This window comes from Sinimarinibacterium arenosum (assembly GCF_005047655.1).
In the GTDB taxonomy this organism is placed as follows: Bacteria; Pseudomonadota; Gammaproteobacteria; order Nevskiales; family Nevskiaceae; genus Solimonas.
This window is the reverse complement of record NZ_SUKF01000009.1, coordinates 156,707-177,267: the sequence shown is the minus strand read 5'-3', so window position 1 is coordinate 177,267 and position 20,561 is coordinate 156,707. Positions and strand designations below refer to the sequence as shown.

General features: G+C 63.6%; 18 protein-coding genes. 4 read left to right on the top strand and 14 right to left on the bottom strand.

Going from position 1 to position 20,561, the window contains the following annotated elements:
• Window positions 1-24: 24 nt before the first annotated feature.
• From E4T66_RS18115 to E4T66_RS18105, 3 genes are read left to right on the top strand one after another with little or no spacing between them, the layout of a single operon-like run.
• A complete protein-coding gene (locus tag E4T66_RS18115; protein WP_136850899.1) occupies window positions 25-828 on the top strand; it encodes a hypothetical protein in 804 nt (267 codons plus the stop codon).
• A complete protein-coding gene (locus E4T66_RS18110) occupies window positions 825-1,385 on the top strand; it encodes a hypothetical protein (protein WP_136850897.1) in 561 nt (186 codons plus the stop codon). Before E4T66_RS18115 ends, E4T66_RS18110 begins: the two co-directional genes overlap by 4 nt.
• The gene (locus E4T66_RS18105; RefSeq protein WP_136850895.1) at window positions 1,382-1,660 is read left to right on the top strand and encodes a hypothetical protein; all 279 of its coding nucleotides are present in this window, start codon (window positions 1,382-1,384) and stop codon (window positions 1,658-1,660) included. The genes E4T66_RS18110 and E4T66_RS18105 overlap by 4 nt, the downstream gene beginning before the upstream one ends.
• Before the next feature lie 271 nt (window positions 1,661-1,931).
• On the opposite strand, the gene E4T66_RS18100 is transcribed toward E4T66_RS18105, so the two are convergent.
• From E4T66_RS18100 to E4T66_RS18090, 3 genes are all read right to left on the bottom strand, one after another.
• A complete protein-coding gene (locus E4T66_RS18100; RefSeq protein ID WP_136850893.1) occupies window positions 1,932-2,333 on the bottom strand; it encodes a hypothetical protein in 402 nt (133 codons plus the stop codon).
• Window positions 2,334-2,485: 152 nt separating this feature from the next.
• Window positions 2,486-2,983 carry a hypothetical protein gene (locus E4T66_RS18095; protein WP_136850891.1) on the bottom strand — a complete coding sequence of 166 codons (498 nt, stop codon included), beginning with the start codon at window positions 2,981-2,983 and terminating at the stop codon, window positions 2,486-2,488.
• Between the two features lie 213 nt (window positions 2,984-3,196).
• Window positions 3,197-4,024 (bottom strand): ATP-binding protein, encoded by an 828-nt coding sequence (locus E4T66_RS18090; RefSeq protein ID WP_136850889.1) that lies wholly within the window; start codon window positions 4,022-4,024, stop codon window positions 3,197-3,199.
• Window positions 4,025-4,250: 226 nt separating this feature from the next.
• Between E4T66_RS18090 and E4T66_RS18085 the strand changes: the two genes are divergently transcribed.
• Window positions 4,251-5,096 carry a DNA-binding protein gene (locus tag E4T66_RS18085; protein WP_136850887.1) on the top strand — a complete coding sequence of 282 codons (846 nt, stop codon included), beginning with the start codon at window positions 4,251-4,253 and terminating at the stop codon, window positions 5,094-5,096.
• A gap of 205 nt (window positions 5,097-5,301) precedes the next feature.
• Here the strand turns inward: E4T66_RS18085 and E4T66_RS18080 are convergent, their stop codons facing one another.
• The 11 genes from E4T66_RS18080 to E4T66_RS18025 form a co-directional block, all read right to left on the bottom strand.
• Window positions 5,302-5,697 carry a hypothetical protein gene (locus E4T66_RS18080; protein WP_211243017.1) on the bottom strand — a complete coding sequence of 132 codons (396 nt, stop codon included), beginning with the start codon at window positions 5,695-5,697 and terminating at the stop codon, window positions 5,302-5,304.
• 108 nt (window positions 5,698-5,805) lie between these two features.
• Window positions 5,806-6,429 (bottom strand): hypothetical protein, encoded by a 624-nt coding sequence (locus E4T66_RS18075; RefSeq protein ID WP_367396776.1) that lies wholly within the window; start codon window positions 6,427-6,429, stop codon window positions 5,806-5,808.
• A 469-nt stretch (window positions 6,430-6,898) separates the two neighbouring features.
• Entirely contained in the window at window positions 6,899-7,414 is a 516-nt protein-coding gene (locus tag E4T66_RS18065; protein WP_211243016.1) for a hypothetical protein, read from the bottom strand.
• A gap of 542 nt (window positions 7,415-7,956) precedes the next feature.
• Window positions 7,957-11,292: a UvrD-helicase domain-containing protein gene (locus E4T66_RS18060; protein ID WP_136850879.1), complete on the bottom strand. Its 3,336-nt coding sequence runs from the start codon at window positions 11,290-11,292 to the stop codon at window positions 7,957-7,959.
• Window positions 11,289-14,015: a PD-(D/E)XK nuclease family protein gene (locus E4T66_RS18055; protein WP_136850877.1), complete on the bottom strand. Its 2,727-nt coding sequence runs from the start codon at window positions 14,013-14,015 to the stop codon at window positions 11,289-11,291. Before E4T66_RS18055 ends, E4T66_RS18060 begins: the two co-directional genes overlap by 4 nt.
• 64 nt (window positions 14,016-14,079) lie before the next feature.
• Window positions 14,080-14,928, bottom strand: a complete 849-nt coding sequence (locus tag E4T66_RS18050; RefSeq protein WP_169577703.1) for a lytic transglycosylase domain-containing protein — start codon at window positions 14,926-14,928, stop codon at window positions 14,080-14,082.
• Entirely contained in the window at window positions 14,928-17,150 is a 2,223-nt protein-coding gene (locus E4T66_RS18045; protein ID WP_136850873.1) for a trypsin-like serine peptidase, read from the bottom strand. The genes E4T66_RS18050 and E4T66_RS18045 overlap by 1 nt, the downstream gene beginning before the upstream one ends.
• Window positions 17,151-17,162: 12 nt before the next feature.
• Window positions 17,163-17,867, bottom strand: a complete 705-nt coding sequence (locus E4T66_RS18040) for a hypothetical protein (RefSeq protein WP_136850871.1) — start codon at window positions 17,865-17,867, stop codon at window positions 17,163-17,165.
• Window positions 17,868-17,973: 106 nt separating this feature from the next.
• Window positions 17,974-18,165 carry an N-acetyltransferase gene (locus E4T66_RS18035; RefSeq protein ID WP_136850869.1) on the bottom strand — a complete coding sequence of 64 codons (192 nt, stop codon included), beginning with the start codon at window positions 18,163-18,165 and terminating at the stop codon, window positions 17,974-17,976.
• A 38-nt stretch (window positions 18,166-18,203) separates the two neighbouring features.
• The gene (locus tag E4T66_RS18030; RefSeq protein ID WP_136850867.1) at window positions 18,204-18,620 is read right to left on the bottom strand and encodes a hypothetical protein; all 417 of its coding nucleotides are present in this window, start codon (window positions 18,618-18,620) and stop codon (window positions 18,204-18,206) included.
• A complete protein-coding gene (locus E4T66_RS18025) occupies window positions 18,617-20,317 on the bottom strand; it encodes a Calx-beta domain-containing protein (protein ID WP_136850865.1) in 1,701 nt (566 codons plus the stop codon). Before E4T66_RS18025 ends, E4T66_RS18030 begins: the two co-directional genes overlap by 4 nt.
• Between the last annotated feature and the right edge of the window lie 244 nt (window positions 20,318-20,561).

The window sequence follows — 20,561 nt, the reverse complement described above, 5'->3', positions numbered from 1 at the left end:
CCGCCTTCGCGGCAGGGGGAACTCATGCCCAACAACAAGCACAACTTCCAAACGACGAAGACCAGAATCGCGCGCTACGCAGCCCTGGGGCTCGACTCGACTCGCGACGTCCACAGCGCCCAGGGCCTGTTGCTGCCGCTCCACGCGCTGGAGCAGTTCCAGGGTCGCCACGGAGCCGACCCGCAGACCGCGGTGGTACTGGTAAACCACGCGGTTCTCACCAAGGGCCGCAGCACCAAACCCGGCAACGCGTACGAAACCATCCAGTACCTGACGTATCAGGCTTCCACTGGCACGTTCATCCGCATCCTCGTCGACGCAAACACCCGGGCCGTCACCACGGTGCTGGCGCCCGGCCAGCGAACGGAGCCGCCGCTGGAGTCGACCTGGCGTTCATCAAAGTGGGAAGCCGTGTGTGCAGCCACGGCCGATCCGGTAGAGCGTCGATGGCACTGCGCCGAGCGCGATCCAGATCTGGCCCCATCCCAGTGCAGCAACCTGCGCGCACACGTGCTCTCCAACCCCGACGGCGAGCTGGTCAAGGTCGATCTCGGCATCGTGCCGATCGCGCTCGACGCCGACATGCCGGATCAGGTAACGCTGGCGCCGGACGACCTGCAGCGTTGCCTGGCGATCTTCCGCCGACATCGCTGGGCCAACCTCCGCAGCCTCCCCGGTGTGCTGACGCTGGAGCTGCGCGTGTGGGGCGTCCGCAAGGTCCGCGTGCGCCTCGACAGCACCGGCTACGCCGATACCTACGACCAAACTGGCGCGGCATTCAACCACGCCTTCAAGCCCGCGTACGACCTGCAGGAGATGGCGGCATGAGCGAGAACGACCTGCTCGGACTTGGGTTGCTGGGTGCCGCGATGATCTGCGGCATTCTCGCGATCCGCCTCGACGGCTGGGTGCGAACCCGAATCGCCGCGGTAAAACGTGAACGCGCGGAGGCTGCGGCTCGCAGGGCCGATTTGGAGGCCAGGCGTAGCCGCAAACGCCGCTGGCTGCTCGAAGTCCACCTCCCGTTCCTGAACGAGCATGTGAGCTACTTCGGCAGCACGATGCACCGCCGAGCGGTGAGCGAGAAGCAGGCATGGAGGCTGCGCCGTGTCTGCGCCGAGCATCAGCTCGATCTCGACGCCCACGCGCTCACCAGCCTGGAGGCCTCCTCTGTGATCGGCATGTATGAGCCGCCCAGCGAGGAGGATCTGCAGGCCGCTGAGTACCACGGCGCCGAGGTCGCCGACGGCATGCAAAAGACTGAGGTCCGGCACGCCATCGCGCTGGCGAAGCTGGGCCACGACCAGATGCGGCCGCAACAGAGGCGACGCCGCGGTGCGTCCCAGGAGCGGAATTCTCCCTCACTTAGTCAGGAGCTCTCATGAGACACATCCTCGCCCTCTGCCTTTCGCTGCTCGGCTTCGTCGCCACGCAGGCCCAGGCCGTCGACGTCACTCGCCGCGTCGGCCCCACCGTTCAGAACGGCGCCATGATCGAGCTGGTCGAAGGCCGCTGCACATCTGCGGAGCACTACGGCAAGCCGTGGCGCGTCTGGGCGCGCAACGGCGAATGGCACATCGAATCGCCGCTGCTCACACAGCGAATCTTCACGTCGGTCGAGCCCATCTACTGGGGCATGATGGGGTGCGGCGAAGTCTGAACTCATGCCTACCGTCACAGGTCACCTCGCGGCGGCGCCTCGGGGGTGACGGGGCTGATCGATGGGCTGCCGCAACGTCGGCACCGCCTATCGATGGGATTCCCTACCGGGACTTCCCGGGCCCCTCCGGCCAGGTTGCCTGGGCGTTGCGTCTCGACCAGGTACGCCTGGACCCGCCAGACACTCCGCCGAACATGCGGGCGCGCCTTGGCGCCAAATCGGGCCCGCCAGCGGCTTGCTGGCGGGCTTTGGCCGTTCATTGACGATGAGGTTACGCCCCGTCGTCGACGAACGAACTGATTTCGAACACACGGTCGGTCTCTGCGTCGATCGCGTGGTAGCGATACGAGCGTCCGATTCGGTTGAGGCCGATAGTTCCGTCCTGCGTCTCGCCAATGGAGCGCAGGCGCGGCAGGTAGGCCGCGACGGACCGCAGGAAGCCGGCGGCACAGGTCGGGCACATATCCAGTCGCCCCACCCGACCACCTTCGACGATATCGACGCTGACATAGCGCGACAGCTTCAGGCCTTGCTGGGCGTCGCTGCTTTTAGCAGTCGGATCGGCCAGTTGTCGGCGGCGGTAGGTCTCGCCCATCTCCACGCGCGCACCACAATGGTCGCACTGGCAACCAAGAATGATTGCGGGAAAGGTTTCGCTGTTGATGATCTTCATCTGTTTCTCTCCGTGTAAGGGCCAACCGCCGGAGTGGCGGTGGCTCGTCAACGAGAAACAGTCGGCGGTCAGCGTGGGGCCGCGTGTTGATTATAAGATCGCGTAATCAGTACCGTCCATTCAGCTCTCCTATGTCCGGCACGTCGAAGGAGCTAGATCGACGGATGGTGATTCCGCGCCGCTTCGGCCTGCCATTCCACACGCGCGAAGTTCTTGGCGTCACGGAGTCGGTCCTCTTTGTACCGACTTTCCATAGCGCGATCTAGGGCCTCGATCGCCTGCAGATACTGTTCCGGATCGAAGTTGGACGCGGCCTCAAAGTACGGGATAAACGCGTCTGCGGTCGTTCCGGTCGGGAAGCAACTGAATCGGATCAGCCAGCCCCGCTCCTTTGTCGCTTCTGCATCGCGGATGGCCTGCACCAGCGCGCTGCGTGCATCCAGCGCAGCCTGCCGATCGCGTTTGTATGAAGGAGTGAGAATCCAAAGATCGCCAGCGAACACCGATACAACCAGCGCAGTAGCGCTCGCAAACGCGGCGCCGAATGTGGCGTCGTGGGCGAGCCACCCGATCACGCCGGCCACCAGCGCTCCAATGAGCGCGGCGATGATACGCAGTGCGGGCGACGGGCCGGCATTCCGAGCGTTCATGCGCGTTACATAGACTGCGCGGGGGAGTGCCAAGGTGTTCCGCAGGATCGTCAGCGAAATTCGCGCCGCCTTCCGCTGCGAATGTGAAAGATCGTCTGCGCCGGACGCATTGTCATCCTCCCGGTCGGCGTTGGCCGGCGGGTGAGTTTCTCGCTTCATCCCATTCCCCTAAGTTTTCGCTAGATATCGGTCGACGGCCAGTGCCCATCATCATCAAACGAGCGCGCCCCGCCACCCCGCAGGCGCATCAATGCGGACAATGCCAACTTGCGGGGGATTCGAACTCATGGCGACAAAATCCCGCGACTCCGGGCTTGTGTAGTCGAGCCGCTCCAAGGCCTCCAAGATGTCTTCTGACGTTGTGGGGAACACCCGCCCCAACGCGAAGGCAGACAGCCGCCCCATCATCAACGCCGACAAGAGACCAAAGAACTCGGGTAGACGCTCCATCGGGATTTCCGGCAGGGCCTGGCAGGGGGAAACGAGGGTTTGTCGTCGCTCGGAGCAGCCACTCATGAGGTTGAGGAGTCGATCGGCTGTCCAGTGTGTCGGGTGGAGATCGTCCACGACGATAACGGCCCCACCAGGGGCCCCGCTGCACGCAGCCTCAACAGCCTCAACCGAGCGGCCTTCATCCACATGCGTTCGTACACGATCCGGAAAGGCATCTCCCATTGATTTGAGAAGGCGCATTCCGAGATCGCTCGCCAAGGGTTCTGCGATGGATGCGAATGATTGATTGGGGCAATCGCGGGGTGTCGACGGGGCAGCCCCCATAGTGACGTACGCCGGTGCTGCCGGAGTGCAGTAGTGAACCTCTGGAGCCCCACGCTCAAGCAGCTGCCGCGCCAGAGTCAGGGCAGCCACCGTTTTTCCGGTCCCAGCAACTCCAACGATGAATATCGTCGTGGCCTCTCCGGCAAGGTCGACAGTGATGGCCTCGCCCGACCCTCCCGGCGCAACCGGCAATGCCAGCACGGTCGGGCCGGCGGTGGTTGCCGAAGGCAGGGATCGGGACGCGGCTTCGCTGGTGCTATTCATAGGAACTCCGATTCAGGCCGGCGAAATCGCCGGTTCCCCCTATAGACGCCCGCCGCGCCCGTCGGGGCGACTGCACATAAGGCTGTGAGTAAGTTTGGCCGTTACAGTTGTGATAATTAGGGTTATCACAACCGCAAGCCATCCGGCGTAACACAGTGTACGTCTGTTTGGCGTTACGCTAGTCTATGCCAAAAGCGCTGCCCGAAGGCGCCCGAGAGACCCCCCAATGACTGAATCGCGCACGCAGAGCTACAAGGACACGCAGGCTGCCGTCCTGTCGTTTATGGAAAAGAATGGGTTCTTCCCTTCCGTGCGGGATGTCATTGCCGAACGCGGCAGCGGTTCGCATGAGACCGTGCACCGCCACCTCAAACAGGTATGCGCGGAACTCGTGTCAAAGGCGCAGGGCGAGGTGCCGCCTGGGTTGCCGCCGGAGCTCGTTGAACCCGCGCGGGAGCTCGTGCGCATCGTACGCGAGGCCGAAACGCGGGCGGCACAGGCGCTGTCTGCGGCGGCCCTCGCCGAGCGCGATGCCATGCGCGCGGAGCGGGATGCCGCAGATCAGCAGGCCAAAGCCGCAGAAGCCAAAGCCACGGTTACGCAGTCGTCGCTCAGGTACATCAGTGAGGAACTCGACCAGGCGCGTCGTGACCTGACCGAGCGATCCCGGCAACTGCAGGATGCGAAGAGCGAGCAGGCAGCGACCGCCCAGCAGCTCGCCGCTGCACGCACAGAGATCCACGAGCGAGGCGACGCCTTGCAGAAGGCGACAACGCAGCTCGCCAAACTGGAGGAGCAGTTGTCAGCGGCCACAGAAACGATCGAAAAAGAACGCGCTGAGTCGGCACTCCGTCTGAAGTCGCTCACAGCCCGTGCAGTAAAGGCAGAGTTGGAGCGCGACCAGATCGCGAGCACTGCACAGAACCTTGAAGGCGCGGCACAGGCCAGTGCCACCACGATAGCGGCGCTTCAAGCTCAGCTGGATCGGGCAACCAAGGCGCTGCGGCGAGCCGATCCGCTCAAAGCGGGTGCCCCTCGATTCTTGCGCAGCCGATACGGCAATAAAACCTAGTCAGCTTGTCGCGCCTGGCACGTAACGACACGACGTGGATCCGTTCGCGACAAAAAGTACGCTTGCTGCGACAACAATCTCATTTGCCGGTGTCGCTACGACAACATCTATGCAATTCAGTTGTCGCTGTGACAACAGCTTTCTCGAAGAGGGCGCATTTTTGGGCAAACGGATCAAATCAGCTCCGGCAGCAGGCTGTCCAGCTTCAACCAGTCGCCCCAGCCTCAAGGCTATCCAGATATCCCAACACGGCATCCGTTTTGCCCTCGGATACCAGGAGATCCGCTGTCTTGCGGTCGAAGTCGCGAATCGGATGATTGCGGAACCAGAACAGCGCATCGCCGACGCTACCACGCAAATCGGCCGCCGCCTGCAATACCCGCACCGAATCTCGCATGAACCGCTGCAGGTCCGGTGAATTCGGGTTGTTGCGCACCGTGTTGCGATGGACATGCGCCAGCGCGGCGAAGTCTTGAAGTTGATAGTCCAAGGCCGACGCAAACTTTACCGGGGAGATAGTCGCCGGGCGGGAGTCATCCTTGAGCTGCATCAGGAGGCCATCGATATTGGCTGGCGCGCGAGTGAGCGTAGGTGTCGTCATGGGCATTCTGGAATGAAAATCGGTGCACAATCGGCGCACAAAGCAAGCCCCGAATGGCTGACGCCCCGCGGTTTATTCGCAATCGCTACGAAAGGAGCCAAAGCCGCGTCACAACCGGAGCCGGATCGCTTGTGCGAGTAGCGGCTGCGCCCATTGCGGTGTTGCCGTCATGTCGCGCCCAACGGGAAACACCAGGCGCCTCCCCTCCACGCGAAATACTTCAGTCGCCCCCGAAGGCTGGCCAGTGACCGATTGCACGCTGTTGTCCCATACTCGCACAGTTGCGTCAGTTCCAATGAACGACAGCAGACGCGCCCGGCTTTCCCGATACCGGAGTCGAATCTTGTCCTCGGGGATATCGTGCCCGCCCGTTGCGACCCGCGCTTGGACGCGTTGAATATGCAGGTCAACCGAGCTTAGCCCCACGTACAGGATGATCAATCGCCGCTTGAAGGCAAGCGCACGCATCAGCTGGTAGGCGATCGAATGGCCCCCAAGCGTGGTTTCAAACGCGAACGACTGATCACTCTCAATTGAGCGTGTGAGCTGGTCGTGCCCCTGCTGCCATGCGAAGGCGTTGGCATCATTCTGGGGGATCCCCAGTGATACCAGCTTACGTGCTTGTGTATCCGGGTTGAAATAGCTGCCGCCCTGAGCCTCAATAAAAGGCTGCACAATGGAGCTCTTGCCCGCTCCATTGGTGCCGGCCGCAACCAGAATAGTCCCCGCCATCAGCAACGACTACCGACCGGCTGCGCGCCCGCTCCGCTTTGGCACTGCAGCATTGGGCCCCGCACCACCGGCCAGAATGTTTTCCAGCGAGTCAGTCGCCAACCTGTCCGCCGCAGCGGCATGTTCCGGGGTCTGCATGCCTGCAACCAATTCGTGAAATTCAGCCTCAAGACGCTGCAATGGCTCAGCTCCAGCCAAATCCAGCGCAATCAATCTCCGGTACCGACTCGGGGATAGCACATACGCTTCAATCGCCCCGTGCTTGGTAATCGCAAGATCATTAACCGCAGCCTCAGACGGGAGTCGAGAAAACCCCGCTTTAGCGCGCGTCGACTCAATTTGGATCACATGTGCCACGACGCATAACTCCGTTGTTGACGTGGTCATTATGCCAGAAAATGACCACACTAGGGCGATCGCTCCGGGAGTCGACAGCAGCGGGGGCCTGTGCCCGACGCGTGGGCACAGCTCAGTCGAGGCTATCCCCGAGCTTCGTCCGCGGAACGCGAACCTGCGGCGGGTGCTGACCATCCTTCGGCGCTGCGGTAGGCTCAGACTCGCGCGCGGCGACCGGCAGGCTCACAGCCGCCTTCCAGCGCGCCAGCCAGCTCCGGGCCACCCCCCAGCGGACGCTGCCACCTGGGCGAATGTGCTTCATCAGGTCTTCCGGGACCTCGAACGCATGCACGGTCAGGGCGCTCAACAGCCAGGATTCCGACATCCACAGACGATTGCGGGCAATGTGGAAACCCACCGCGACGCAGGCCCACAGGAAGACTCCCAGAAGGGTTGGCGCTGCGAGCTGATTCACCTGCACGCCGAACAGGACAGCGAGCCCCACCAAGGAGAGTTGTCCGACGATCGCGTACTGAGCGCACAGCTCCCAACGCGCATAGCCGGCTCCCGCCTGGTGAAGCGCGGCTTCGAGCTGGCCCATCGTGATCATGTCGTGACTGGACAGGCGTGTTTTGTGTTTCTGCGACACAAGAAGGGCAGTATTGGGCTGTAGTGAGACTGAGTTTGTCATCATATCAATCAACCCCCGTGTAAGAGAAATCCTACTCGTCCTGCCAGTTGGAAACCGCGCCGGTGACTATCGGCGCAGCTGGCAACCTCTTCGACCGGGTACGGACCATGACCCGAAGCCCTGTCGGCGCCGTGAATTGCAGAAGCTCATCCACGAATGCTTGAGTAATAGACAGCACCGCATACCGGTGAACGAGGCATCTAGCCTTCCGCTCCTCCGCTCCGTTGTACCGATCGGCGTAATCGCGCAAGGAGAACCAACGCGATGCCCTGCTCGCCGCGGGTCCGGTGTACGACAGCGCCCGATCCTTGAGCCGAGCCTTGAACCGGCGACTGAAGTCCTCCACGAGCCCTGAATCGGGACCGTAGATCTCCACCCACACGTCGCTCCCAGCACGAGGTCTGGGCGATGGTCTGTCAGTTGGTCTGCGGCGTTCGCGAAGCAAGGGCCCCTCCTGCCCCTATAGACGCCCCACATGCGCCACCGCAGGCCGCCCGTGCTCACATCGGCACGGTCGCCAGGAAGTCGCGTTCCGGGAAGTAGAGATAGGCGTCGACCGGCATCCGCGCAGCGCCTTCCAGCACTTGCGCATACAGCCGCTGCTGGCGCCCATAGATCGCGACCTCGGAGGCCACAAAGGCATCCCACTCCGCGTCGCTCACGCCAGCGCCCGAAGTCTTGTAGTCAATCTGCACGCACCGGCCGCCCTCCACGAAGCAGCGGTCGATGATCGCCGACACCCATTCGCCATCGACGTAGCCGGCGACGCGCTCTTCACTGCGCGCCCCCTCGGTGGCACTCAGAATGCGTCGACCATTCACCCCCGTCACCGTGCGCCGGGCCAGCTCGATCACGCGCGCCATGGCCTCCATCAGACGCGGTTCGGGCATCCCGCGATGCCGCATCGACGCTGCCAACGGAGCCTTCGCTTTGTTCAGCACCTCATCGAACTGGTCAGGGCCGCCACGTTTGGCAACGCGCTCCATCAGCTCGTGGTAGCAAGTACCCACCACGCGCTCATACACGCCGTCTTCAGCAGCACCGACACCCAGCGATTCACGCACCACCAGCTCGCTCGGCGACACCACCTTCGACTCAGGCGGCACATAGCCCAGCAGCGGCAGCGGGCACTCCCAGTCCACCGGCAGGCGCGGCGACAGCGGCTCCAGCTCACGCGGCGGCTCAGGAACATCCTGCCCCGCATGCGCAGTGATCCCGGCGACCCGTGTCGCCAGCGATGGCCAGACCTTGTCGAGCATCGACCCGCGCGGCGGAAAGTAGCCGCTATCCGAGGTCGATACCGCACCAAAGATCACCAGTCGCTCACGGGCCCGCGTTGCAGCGACATACAGAACGCGCAGCGCCTCTGCGTCGGCGGCGCGGCGGTTCATCGCGAGAATCGTCTTGTAGTACGCCTCATGCGCCTCGTCGCCCGAGCGTTCAACCGCTGGGGCCAGCAGCAGACCATGCTCGGTGTGGCGATAGGCCAGCAACGGCGCGTCGCTGTTGCGCGGCGCACGCCACAAACCCGCCAGAAGCACGTGATCGAACTCGAGGCCTTTGGCTTTGTGGATGGTCATGATCTGCACGCGCCCGGCACCGGCAGCGGCATACAGCCCCGCCAGCGCCTCGCTGAAAGCCTCGGGGCTCTCCAGCTGTCCGCCAATCAGCGACTCGCGCAACAGCGCAAAGACCTGGCGCACATCCTCGGCCTCGGTCAGCGAAACGCAGGCCGGGCCGCCCAGTGCGAGCCATACCGCTTCGGCAAAGTCCGCCAAGTTCCCCGCCAGCGGCGCATCACGACGCGCCGCATCCATCGCGGCAGTCAGCCGATTCAGTCGCGCCCGACCTTCATCCGAGAGCGAGGAACCCATCAGCTCCGCCCGAATCGCATCATCGAGCGAGCCGTGCGTGCGGCCTTTGGTCAGCACCAGAAAATCCGACCAGGACAGACCGACCCACGGAGCGCGCAGCAGCGTGCCCCACGCCACCCGATCGCCGTAGTGCCACAACGCGCGGATCATCCCGACGACATCGCGAACGGCATCCGATTTGGCCAGAGGGTCAATGTCCTGACAGGAGTAAGGCACCCCGGCGAGCTTGAACGCCTCGACAATGCGACGAACATCGGCACGGTTACGCACCAGCACCGCAATGGACTCGTCCGGGGAACGCGCAATCAGGTCGGCGGCAATGAGCGCAGCACGCTGAGCCTCTGTTTCGCCCGCCTCACCATTGATCAGCTCGAGATCCACCACGCCACCCTCGCCGCGCATCGCTACCGAAGGCGCGTAGGAGACTGAGCCAGCGAAAAGGTCATCGTCAGTAGGGAAGCTGCGCGAGAACATCTCATTGCAGAACTCGATGATCCCTGCACGAGAACGGAAGTTCGCCGCAAGCTCGACGGTTTCCAGGGAGATGTCGCCCAGCGTGCGGCGCTGCCACAGCTCGACAAACAAGCGCACTTCGGCCTCTCGGAACGAGTAGATCGACTGCTGCGGGTCGCCAACGATGAACACGCTGCGCGCGTCATCCGGCGTCCACGCGCCGGTCAGCGCCAGCAGCAGTCCGTACTGCGCCGCCGAAGTGTCCTGGGCCTCATCCAGCAGGATGTGGCTGATCAGGTAGTCCATCCGTTCGGCCAACGGAATCTGCCCGCCCGCGCCGGTGACCGTCGACAGTGCGCGCATGCTCATTTCAACAAAGTCGATCGCGCCCGCACGCTGAAACACCACCTGCAGGTGGGCGCACAGGCGATACAGCACCCGCGACAGGTCCAGGGCAAATCCGTCGGCACCGTCGAGTGCGTCAAGGTCCGGAAGCATCTCGACATCACGCAGAGCCTGCACGATGTCGGCTTCGTCCGTGCGTTCACGCAGCGCCGCCAGCGCCGCATTGGCACAAACCGTCGGCACCTTTCCAGCCGGGAAACCTTCCGACGCCGTCAGTCGCTTGCGCAGCCCGCCCGTCTTCGTCAGGCACAGGCCGGCGAGTGTGCGATAGGTGCGAATGTCATGCGTATACGCATCAGGCAGGCCCGCCTCTTCCAGCAGGCCGGCGTCATGTGCGGCAGCCGCAATGTCCGCCAGGTGGCCCGACCACGCGGCGCCACGAACGCGTTCAACGCGGCTCACGGCCAACTCCGCCAGCGCCGCATGCGAAGCGGCCACCATGGCATCGGAATCGGACACGCGCCCCATGACCAGCGCCATCCACTGGTCGCGCCGAGCCAGCATGCTCCGCAGCAGCGGGATCAAGGATTCGACCCGATTGGACGAGTACGCGAGCAGGCGCGTCAGCGCCTGGCGATCGTCCGAGTCCTCAGCCAGCTCGTCCATTTCATCAACCAGCGCGATCACGGCATCGCGGTAGAGGCGCGCCGGGCGCTCCTCGATGCCCACGCCGCCGCCCAACCCGGAAACGATGGGCGCGAGGCCTGCGAGAAACGAGTTCAGGCTGTCGATCGTCATGATGCGAAGGCGCGAGGGATTGCGCAGCACATCCCAGCCACGCTCCTGATCGCGCGCCAGCACGGGCCCAGCCAACTGCGCCGTGACCCGCTCGCTGTCATTCGTCGGCTCCACGCCGTCGGCGGCGCGCTGCAGGAAGTCCAGCACCCGCGCCCGCATTTCGTTCGCCGCCTTGTTGGTGAACGTGATCGCGAGGACCTCCTCGGGATCGTTGACCGTTGCAAGCGCCGCCAGCATGCGCTGCGCGAGCAAGGTGGTCTTGCCCGATCCGGCCGGGGCCTTGACCATCACCGAGCGGGTCACGTCGATCGCAATGGCGCGGGCCGCGGCGTCGGCGGAAATCAGAGTGTCGTGGTTCGTGTTCATAGGTCCACCGTACCGACAGCGGCCTGCCCCGCGACTACGGCCGCATTGCGCACCAGCGGCGCCAGATCCTCATCAAAGTGCGATCGCTCAAACGCCCGCCGGTGGACCTCCAGAGAACCCCCCATGAACTCGCGCGCCATCCGATCCAGCGCACCCGCCCACGCCTGGCGTTGCTGCTCCCAGTTCTCGACGCCGGTACCGCAACTGCCTTTCTTGTTTGCGATCAGGCGATCCGCGAAGTTCGACAGCACGACGAATTCACTGCCATCGTCCACCACCCGAGCGAACGCGATGCCGTCGATCTGCGGAACGCCGTGGGCAAGCAACCCATCGCTGGTGGCGTAGATGGGCAGCTGCGGCTCGCTCATTCGATCCGCTTCCCACACCGACGCCGTCAGTTTGGTACTGCCGGTCTTGTAGTCGATGACAAGGTAGCGCAGCGACCCATCCGCCTGACGCACAGCATCGACCCGATCGATGCGCAACGACAGCGGCAGCCCCGCGATGGCCACCTTGATCTCACCCTCGCGCAGCACCACCGAGAACGACAGCTCACGCTGCTTCTCGCATTCCATCCACTGAGCGCACAACGCGCGGATACGCGTGTGTTCGGCCGCAGCCAGGCCTCGGCCGAAGCGGGCCTCCGAGATTCGATCCTCGGTGACGCACGCCTGCTCTACGGCAGCAGCAATCAACGCCTCAAGCGCCTCGGCACTCAGCGCGTGCAACTGCTCGCTGCCTTCGATCTTCTCCCACACCAGCTCCAGCACGCGGTGGACCGCCTCGCCCTGAATCGACGAATCCAGTCCGTCGACGGCCTCGGGGAATTCGGTCAGGCCGAGGCGAGAGCGCGCAAACGCCACGAACGGCGAGACGGTCATCCCCTTGAGCACTGAAACACCGCCCCGGATACCCTCGCCGAGCGGATCAGCAACGGCAGGGACAGAATCGGACGCGGGTCGCTCGGATGCAACGCCAAGCGCCGTGATCGCCCGCACCGGACTGGGCGTCGCCGCAGGACGATCACCCCCGTCGCCCCATCCATCAATCAGTCGCGAGGGCACCAATTCGGCCCCGCGATCATCGACATGTGGGGCATAGACCTCGATCTGCGGCGCGATGGTGCGCAAGTGCTCGACCCACCGCGTCGCCTTGACCAAGCACCCCTCCGGGGTCGCCTCCAGCATGCCGGCAGCGCTGAGCACGTCGGCCGGCACGAAACCGCTGGCAAACACGGCGCCCGGCGCATTGGACGCGGTGAAGTCGCACACCGCCACCCAGTCGAACGCCATGCCGGCAACGTCGTCATACCCGAGAATCTGCAGCGGCTGCAGGTAGTCGGCCGCCGGCTGAAACGGCGTCTCGGCAAGGATCTCGCGAAGCCACACCACCGCGCGTCGCTGGGAGACTTCACGCACCTGCGTGTCCATGGCCCGCAAGGCATCCAGCGCCTCGGCCCACGAAGTCTGAACCTGACTCAGTTCACGCGACGCATCGGTCGCCACGCCCCAGCCAGCGGCACCCAGCAGCATTTCCCAGCGCTCGGCCCAGGCCGACGGCAGTTGCTCCGCCGGCGCATCGCCCAGCACCTCGAACCATTCGGCGGCGGTCTTGAAGAACCCATGCTGCGGCGCGCGGTCATGCCAGGCCTGCGCAAGCCGATGGACGCGACCGCGGCGAAAGCGCGTGCCGCCTGCGTTGCGTATACGCAATTCAAAGTCGGCACGTGACGCCATCGAGCACCCGGAGAATACCCACGGACTGAGCAGAACCCGAGACACCGTCGCCAGATCGTCGACCCCGCCCTCGATATCGAAGACGTCCAGGGCTGTCGCAATCATCGGATGCTCCGAGAGCGCCTGCCCCCGCGCGTAACGCCACGGGCGCCGCCCGGCCTCAGGCCCAGCGACCAGGCTCTGAGGTGCGACGTACTCGCGCAGCACCGGCTCCAGGCTCAAACGCGCCTCTTGCAGATCAGGCACCAGAATGGCCAGGCGCGGCGTGTCGGCATCGGCCTTGCCGGTGAACGGCATCAGGCGATCGCGCACCTCAGCAGCAATCAGACGGAACTGATCGATTCGAGATTGCGGGCGGCGTACCGAGACCTGTGCCTCGACGGCGTCCAGGCCAAGCGTCACCTCGAGGTCGACGCCGGCGGCCACCAGCGCTTCGCGCAGTTGGCACTGCATCGCCGTTTCGTTCAGAAAGCCGACCCACAGGATCTTTCCCGGCGGCGTCCAGCTCTGGTTCGCCAACGCGGACAGCAAACGCCCCGGCAGCTCATCCTCAGTGACCCACTGCTTGGCCTTGAGCTTGTCCGCAACGATGGCGCGCCACTGGCCGAACGCAGCCTCGTCGTCCCCCGGGAGCGGCTTGACCAACGCCGCCTCGTCCACCCCGTACCGCTTCAAGAGGCGATCGACCTGCCGAGCGGATCGCGCAGCGGCCGTCTTGTTCACGATGCCACGACCAATCTCGGTGGACTCCACGGCGTACAGCCAGAGCGACAGCTCCTGCGCGCCGTAGAGCAGCTGCTCTGTTGGCCACTGCGACATCCACGCGTCCGAGACCCAGGCACGGAAACTGTGAATCTCCGGTGCAAACCAGCCCTGCCGGCCGGCTGCCTTCTGCGCCTGGCTGTAGCGCACGCGCAAATCACGCGCAACGCGATCGCTCGCCGCGATGATGCAGTAGTCGTTATCTACGGCCTGACAGATATCCATGCGAATCACCTTTGAGTGTCTGAGGTGACCGTACGGATCAGAAAGGCGCCCCGCGAGGGCAGACTCAGGGGTTTAGAACCTGAGACAGGAACGCAAGGAACGGAGCTGGGGCAACCGTGTCGAAGCTCGAATTCGCCGCGTCGGCCGCAGGGATCGCTGGTGCTGGTGCTGGTTCTGGTGCCTTTTCGGGCAGTGCCGTGGGAGGCGCGGCATTGGCGACTGGAGTTGCGGCCGCCAGCGGGAGCGCATCGATCCGCGACAGCACCAGCGATTCGAGGTCGTCATCTGAATCGGGAACGGACACGACTCGAGCCGATTGCATCCGATCAATCTCTTCACCCAGTGAACGACTCAGCGCCCAGGCCTGACAGACCACAACGTCATCGGGCGTCGGAGTCTGACAACGCTTTGCGTACGCAACGTTGTCATCAACGGGCGGGTCATAGGTGACCGCGTCCGCCGGCACTGCACCAAAGAGTTTCTGATACGCGGCCTTGACCTTGGCGAGGTAACGCTGATGGTACTTCGGGGTCTTGGAGTGATAGTTCCCTGCCGCCTTCCAGCGATCGCCGCCCGCTGCGGCCAGCTCCCGGGCATAGATCCAGGTGCCGACCCAGTAGGCCGTGCATTCAGAATCCCGAATCGCGTTCGCCGTTATGCCGACGGACTTCAGATCGCGACTTTCAGTCCAGATCGAATTGATCTGCATCGGCCCGTGATCGTACGTGCCGTTGTTGTTGCGCAGCTTTGCGCCGACCCATCCGCCCTCGACCTGGCGGATCGCGCGCACAATCTTCCAGTCCACACCGTAGTGGTCCGCGGCGTCCAAAAGACACGGGTGCGGCTTTTCAGCCGCACCCGCATCCACAACCACCGCCAGCGCCAGACAAAGCGCCGAGAGGAGACGTCGCATTAGCCTGTAGGAGCGATGCGCCGACGGAGGAAGCCGAGACCCGCGAGCACTGCGAGCAAACCCGACCCGAACGAACCGCCACCTGCAGGCTCTGCCAGGTAATGGTCATCCAGCGGCGGAGTCGGCGTCGGGGTCGGTGATGGCGTCGGCGTCGGGGTGCCAGACGGGGTTGGAGTCGGCGTCGGACTTGGCGTCGGCGTCGGCGTCGGCGTCGGAGTGGTGCCTGGGCCCGTGACGGCGATGGTGACGATGCGTTCCGCCGCACCTACGTCCGTGTGGCAAATCAGGCGGAAGGTGTATTCACCAGTACCAACGAATGAGACCGAGGTGGAACCGGTGATCGGACGCGAGCCGGTCCATTCGCCGTAGGCGTCGCAGCTGTTTGCGCCCGGAGCGCTCCAGGTCAGCTCGACCGCTTCATTGGTCAACACGGAGCCTTCGGACGGAGCGAAGATGAAACTGTTCAACGCCGGGTCAATGGCTTCCACCTGCAGCACAGCCTCAATCGGCTCGGGATTGCTGCCGAGGTTGCTCGTCAGCGCATCCGCGGCGATGCCGAAGGTGTAGACATCCGGCACGTCACCGACGAACGCACCGGTGATCGAGCAAGTGTCGTGACCCCACACGGACATCCCGGCAACGTGAATGGTGTTGCCGCTCTGCTCCACCACGCCGTCGAGGCAATGACTCGACCGCGCAACAGCGCCGATCCATTCAAGGCCCGCCGGCAGCACGATGTCGAAGGACACGTCGGTCATCGTCATCGAATCGTCATTCACCAGATCGAACTGGTAGTTCATCTGACTGCCAGCCGGCGCGACCGCCGGGGTGATCACTACGGCCCCGCTGGGCGGCGTCGTGCCCGGAATGCTGTCGTCGACCTGACAGTTCTCCGTGGCGAGGCCCGCTGCAGCATTGCGACCCGGGATAGTCTTCGCGCACAGGTTGTCCGGATCCAGCACGGACTTGAGAGCGGCAGCATCGTCACCGCCGGCATCCCATGCAATATCCATCCGCCCGAACGCATCAAAGCCCGTCGGGTTATCGCACGATGCGGTACCGCCTGACAGAACGCCGATGATGTGGCCATCCTGATTCCACAGCGCGGCACCACTCGAGCCCTGCTCCGTACTGCCTTCTGAGTACGTCACCGCCCACGACTCGATGTCCACGCCGTCGATGGTGGTGGTCTGCGCGACCGTCCCATCAGCGATCGTCGAGATCGACTTCTCCTCGCCGTTGGGATGGTGAATCACCACGCCAGCCGTCGGCACCGCGCCATTGGCATCCAGGCCGCCGTAGTAGACGTTATAGGCCGGTGGCGGCGATGCGTAGAGTCCGAACAGCGCCGTGTCCGACGCCGCATAACGCTGGATCAGGAAGCCACCGGCCTGGTTCTGCGTCAGATCGCCAAGCTCACCGGACGCGCATGCCGGCGACGCGTAATTCCAGTACACCACGACCGAATCGCCCGTGGGGCCAACCGCGGGATCAAATTCAAGGCCGCAGTGGTTGGCGGTCAGGATCAGACCCTGCAAATTGCCAGAGACATTGTTGACCAGCTGACCGGTGCAGAGTGACGTGTTGTCGATGGTATAGAGCGCGGCCGAACGGATCTGTTTGCGCCATTCATCGCCGACGGGACATACCGCATCAACCTCGCACGAGCCTCGCTTCTCCATCGAAGCCTGCTCGAACGTACGAAAGCCGTGGAAGCCATCGGCAAGCTTCAGCTTCACAGCGCCTGCCTTTGCGGTGGGCACACGAACGTCAATGACAACGTCGGAGCCACGAACAAGCGGGGACCAGATTTCGCCTTTGCGATTTGCCTTGCGGATCGGGCCCTGCACGATCTTGCCGGCATGATCGTAGAAGTACATTTCCGCGCCTTCGGGCAGCGCGACATCGGTCAGATGGACCGACATCGATACCGCGCCTGCGGACTCAACGCGCAGTCGCCAGTGCGACATGCCATCGGCGCCGTGGCTCCAGCTGCCATCGGTCATCGCGTGCGGACTCGCAACCCGCACAGCGAATTGCATCGCCCCTCGCTTGTCAGCCGCTGCAACGCTGATGTCCTTGGCGAGCGTCTGCGACGGAAGCGTCACCGCCGGCACGCTCCCAAGCGTGGACAGCTCCGGACGGAAAGGCTGCTCTGCCAGCGCGGACGTGCTGGCAAGAACGCCCGTGAGAATCAGGGCGCGTGAAAATACTGAGCGCATTGGAAACTCCAGTTAGAAGCGGTAGGCGACCGAGAAGCCGATCACCGGGTAGACGCGGAAAATCTCACCGTCGTTGGCAACCTTGTCCTTTTCGCGGCGCAGGTCGTAACGAAAGTCAGGATCGGTCGCAGCGTCCACAGCCGGGCCGGTGGGATTACCGTATTGATCCACCGGCGTCACCGTGCCGCGCGCATCGAACTGCGCACTCGGCTTGCCGGCGCCCATCAGGCCCAGATCGACGCTGAACGAAAGTGGCGATGCGGTGGCGAACGGATTTCCGAATGCGACCCCGAGATACGGAGCGAACGAGCGGAAGCCGAGTTCGCCATCGAGTTTGAAATCCGGCGCGCCTTCATAAAGGGCGTTGCCCACCTCGTAGATATCCGCGCCCTGCTGGTCCAGGTGGATGCGGCTCTTGTTGAGGTAGACGCCTGCGGAGAGACGCAGCCAGCGGATGGGCAGCACGTCGACGAAGGCGCCGGCGGTAATCATCTGCGCTTCGCGCTGGTAAGGAAGCCAGTCGCTGCCCCATTCAATCCCGAACTGGGCAAAGTTCGCCTGAACCCGGAGTTGAACCTGGTCCCAGAACTGGGTGGATGACTCAATACCGACTCCGAGGGTCGAAACACGACCCGCGAAAGTGACTTCTTCCGAAGGGGCCGCGTGCGCCGCCCCCATGGCGGCCACAAGGGCTAGCCCGACAATGGTTTTCTGCATCCGCCTGCTCCGTAGTGTCTGCCGGTCTCGCCGGCCTTCGACACATAGACGCAAGCGGTGACCGCGGAGGTCGGATATGCAGCGTGCCGCCAGTGATGGCGCCTATTCAGTCCTGCGCTGACAGCAGTGCACGGAGTCCCGTTGCCAGCGGCAGATAGAGCGTCGCCGGACGCCCGCCGATGGCGATAAAGCCGAAACGCTCGTAGAAGCGCTTCGCTTCGTCGTTCTTGGCTTCCACCACCAGCGCATTGACGCCGCTCTGCTGCCCTGTGCGGAAGAAACAGGGCGGAGTCAGCATCCGCCCATTGCGCATCACCCGGCCGCTGTGGTCGGCATCTACTCGGCCAGAATCCAGTCACCGCCGCGTTTCACAAACTCGGCCGAGCCTTCTTCCGCGATCTGCGTCCCGGACGGGGACAACAAGAGCCGCATGGTCTCGGTAGCGCCTGAGGGGTTGTTCGCATTGGCGCGAAGGTGTACCTGTGCCCGCACCGCCATCATCATGGGCAGTGGGACTGCTGTGCGCGTCCACGTCGCGCGGAACTGGAACGATCTCCGGTCTTCGGCGAGAGTTTTACGGCCGACCACCTCATACTCAGGCTGAAGGTACTCGCAGAGCGGATCCGCGCTGCGACAGTACCTGTCCGCAAGATCGAGCACGACCTTTTCATTCGTGGGGCCCGAATCGCAGCCCGCCAGGAAGAGGGTCAGCGCTACCGCAGCAGCGCTGACCCAACCCGAAACCCGACTCACGCCGCACCGCCAGTGCGAACCCCGCCGATCCGGCGACGCAGACCCACCAGCCCGAGCAGCGGCAGCAGCAGCGGCAGACCCAGTGCACCGCCTCCGCTGCTTCCATCACCGCCACCACCACCATTGGTTGGCGCCGGCGTCGGAGTGGTCGTCGGCGTCGGAGTCGGTACCGGCGTGGGCGTGGGGCTCGGCGTCGGAGTCGGCGCGGTGGAGTCTTCGTCGTCAAGGATGAAAACTGTCTTCTCCTCATACGCCGGCTCGACTGTTCCTTTTAGCGGGTACCTCAAGACGATCGCAAAGCGCCGTGGCTGTTCAGATCCGTCCGAGTTTTCCCAACCAGCGTCGTCATAGAACGCATTGTTATAAATCGGCACAGTCAGCGCTTTGGTGTACTCACCAGCCGCAAATTCAACTCGCTGAAACAGCGCCCCATAATCAACGCCAGCCACTGCGCCGTGACCCCCCAAGGGTACTGTTGCGACTTCAACCGAAGCGGATTGGTCTAAACCGTCCTCTCGCGTGACGCGGATTGGCAGCGAGGCCACGGCGCCTTCCTCAACGACGGGCTGATCCACAACGAGATAGAACACGGAACCTACCGGCATCCGAGGACTGTAATTTGTCACAGCAGCCAGAGAGTCGCGGAACGTGCGCGTGTTATCGCCCGTCGCAGCATTGCCACACGGAGTCCCGCTAATGTCCGTAAAGCCCGGCGTACTGTAGATTGGAACAGCGCGCGAGCCCGCCGAGACCGCAGTGCCCAACTGCACTCCACTGAGGGAATCGCCGCCATCAAGAGCATCAGCGTACGAACACGAGTGCGCACTCGAGTAGTCCAGCCATCCACGCTCTGGAGACTCGTGCCCACCTCCAAGCAGGTGCCCAATCTGATGGACAGCCACCATCGGGTCATTGAGCATTGCTCGCGAGTCGATGACCGTGTAGGCATTTTCCCGTTCAATTTCCAGCGCTCCACCGGAGTAGACGCTCGCGACGCCAGCCACGCTATCTGTAGCGTCGACGGGGCCGCGAAGGACAATGACCAAGTCGGCGCCAAAAGCTGCGCGGTAATCGTCCGCGTTACCCTTGTTCTGCATAAATGTTGGGTACCAATCCCGTAGTCCAACATTGACTGGATCGGTTACGTCCGCCTCAGCGAAACCAACAACGCGAACGTATGGGCTCAACCCACTGTTCCGAAACGCTGCGCGAATCTCCGCCTCAAAGGTCGGTCCGGAGGCATAGAGGCTCTCCAGCCCATACGTCTCCGCAGCTCGGTGCGTGTACAGAAAGAGAATGTCCAAGACCTGGTCCGCGGCCTTCGCCTCCGGGACGCCACTCGTTTTGGAAGCCCCACCGGCCCCCGCAAGCATCACGTCGCCGGTGAAGCCTGGGGCATCGGCTAGCGCGCCAATGCCGTTTCGGACTGGCACGCCCTGCACCGTGCCGAACCAGCCAGTGCCTGTGTGGGTCAACACAACGAAGCGCCCACTCGCGTCGCGACCGTAAATTTGAGTGGCCCCCCCATGGCGCGACGCGGTCACGAGAAACTTTTCAATGCCGGAATCGAACTGCACCGAGACCTTTCCGTCGTTGCGAACAGTTTGTTCATCGCTGAGAACTCGCACCTCGGCGATCGCCGTGAGGCTCGCCAGCGCCAACACCGCTCCCACCACTCCCACCGTTAGCTTTTTCATCTAGATCCCTCTATCGAACTGTTGTCCTTTGACCGACGTTACATTAAGTGACTAACTTCGCCCAGAAAAAAAAAGGCCCCGGGAATCCCGGGGCCCGTGCTACGTGCGACTATGGGCAACTAACGTATGTTGTGCCGTCGCTCCATCCACTTCCCGTGCATCTCCAGGCACTGCTTCCGTCGGGTCTCGGGCAAGAGCACTTATTGATGAGGCATTCATAGCCGGAAGCCGGCCCCACCCATCC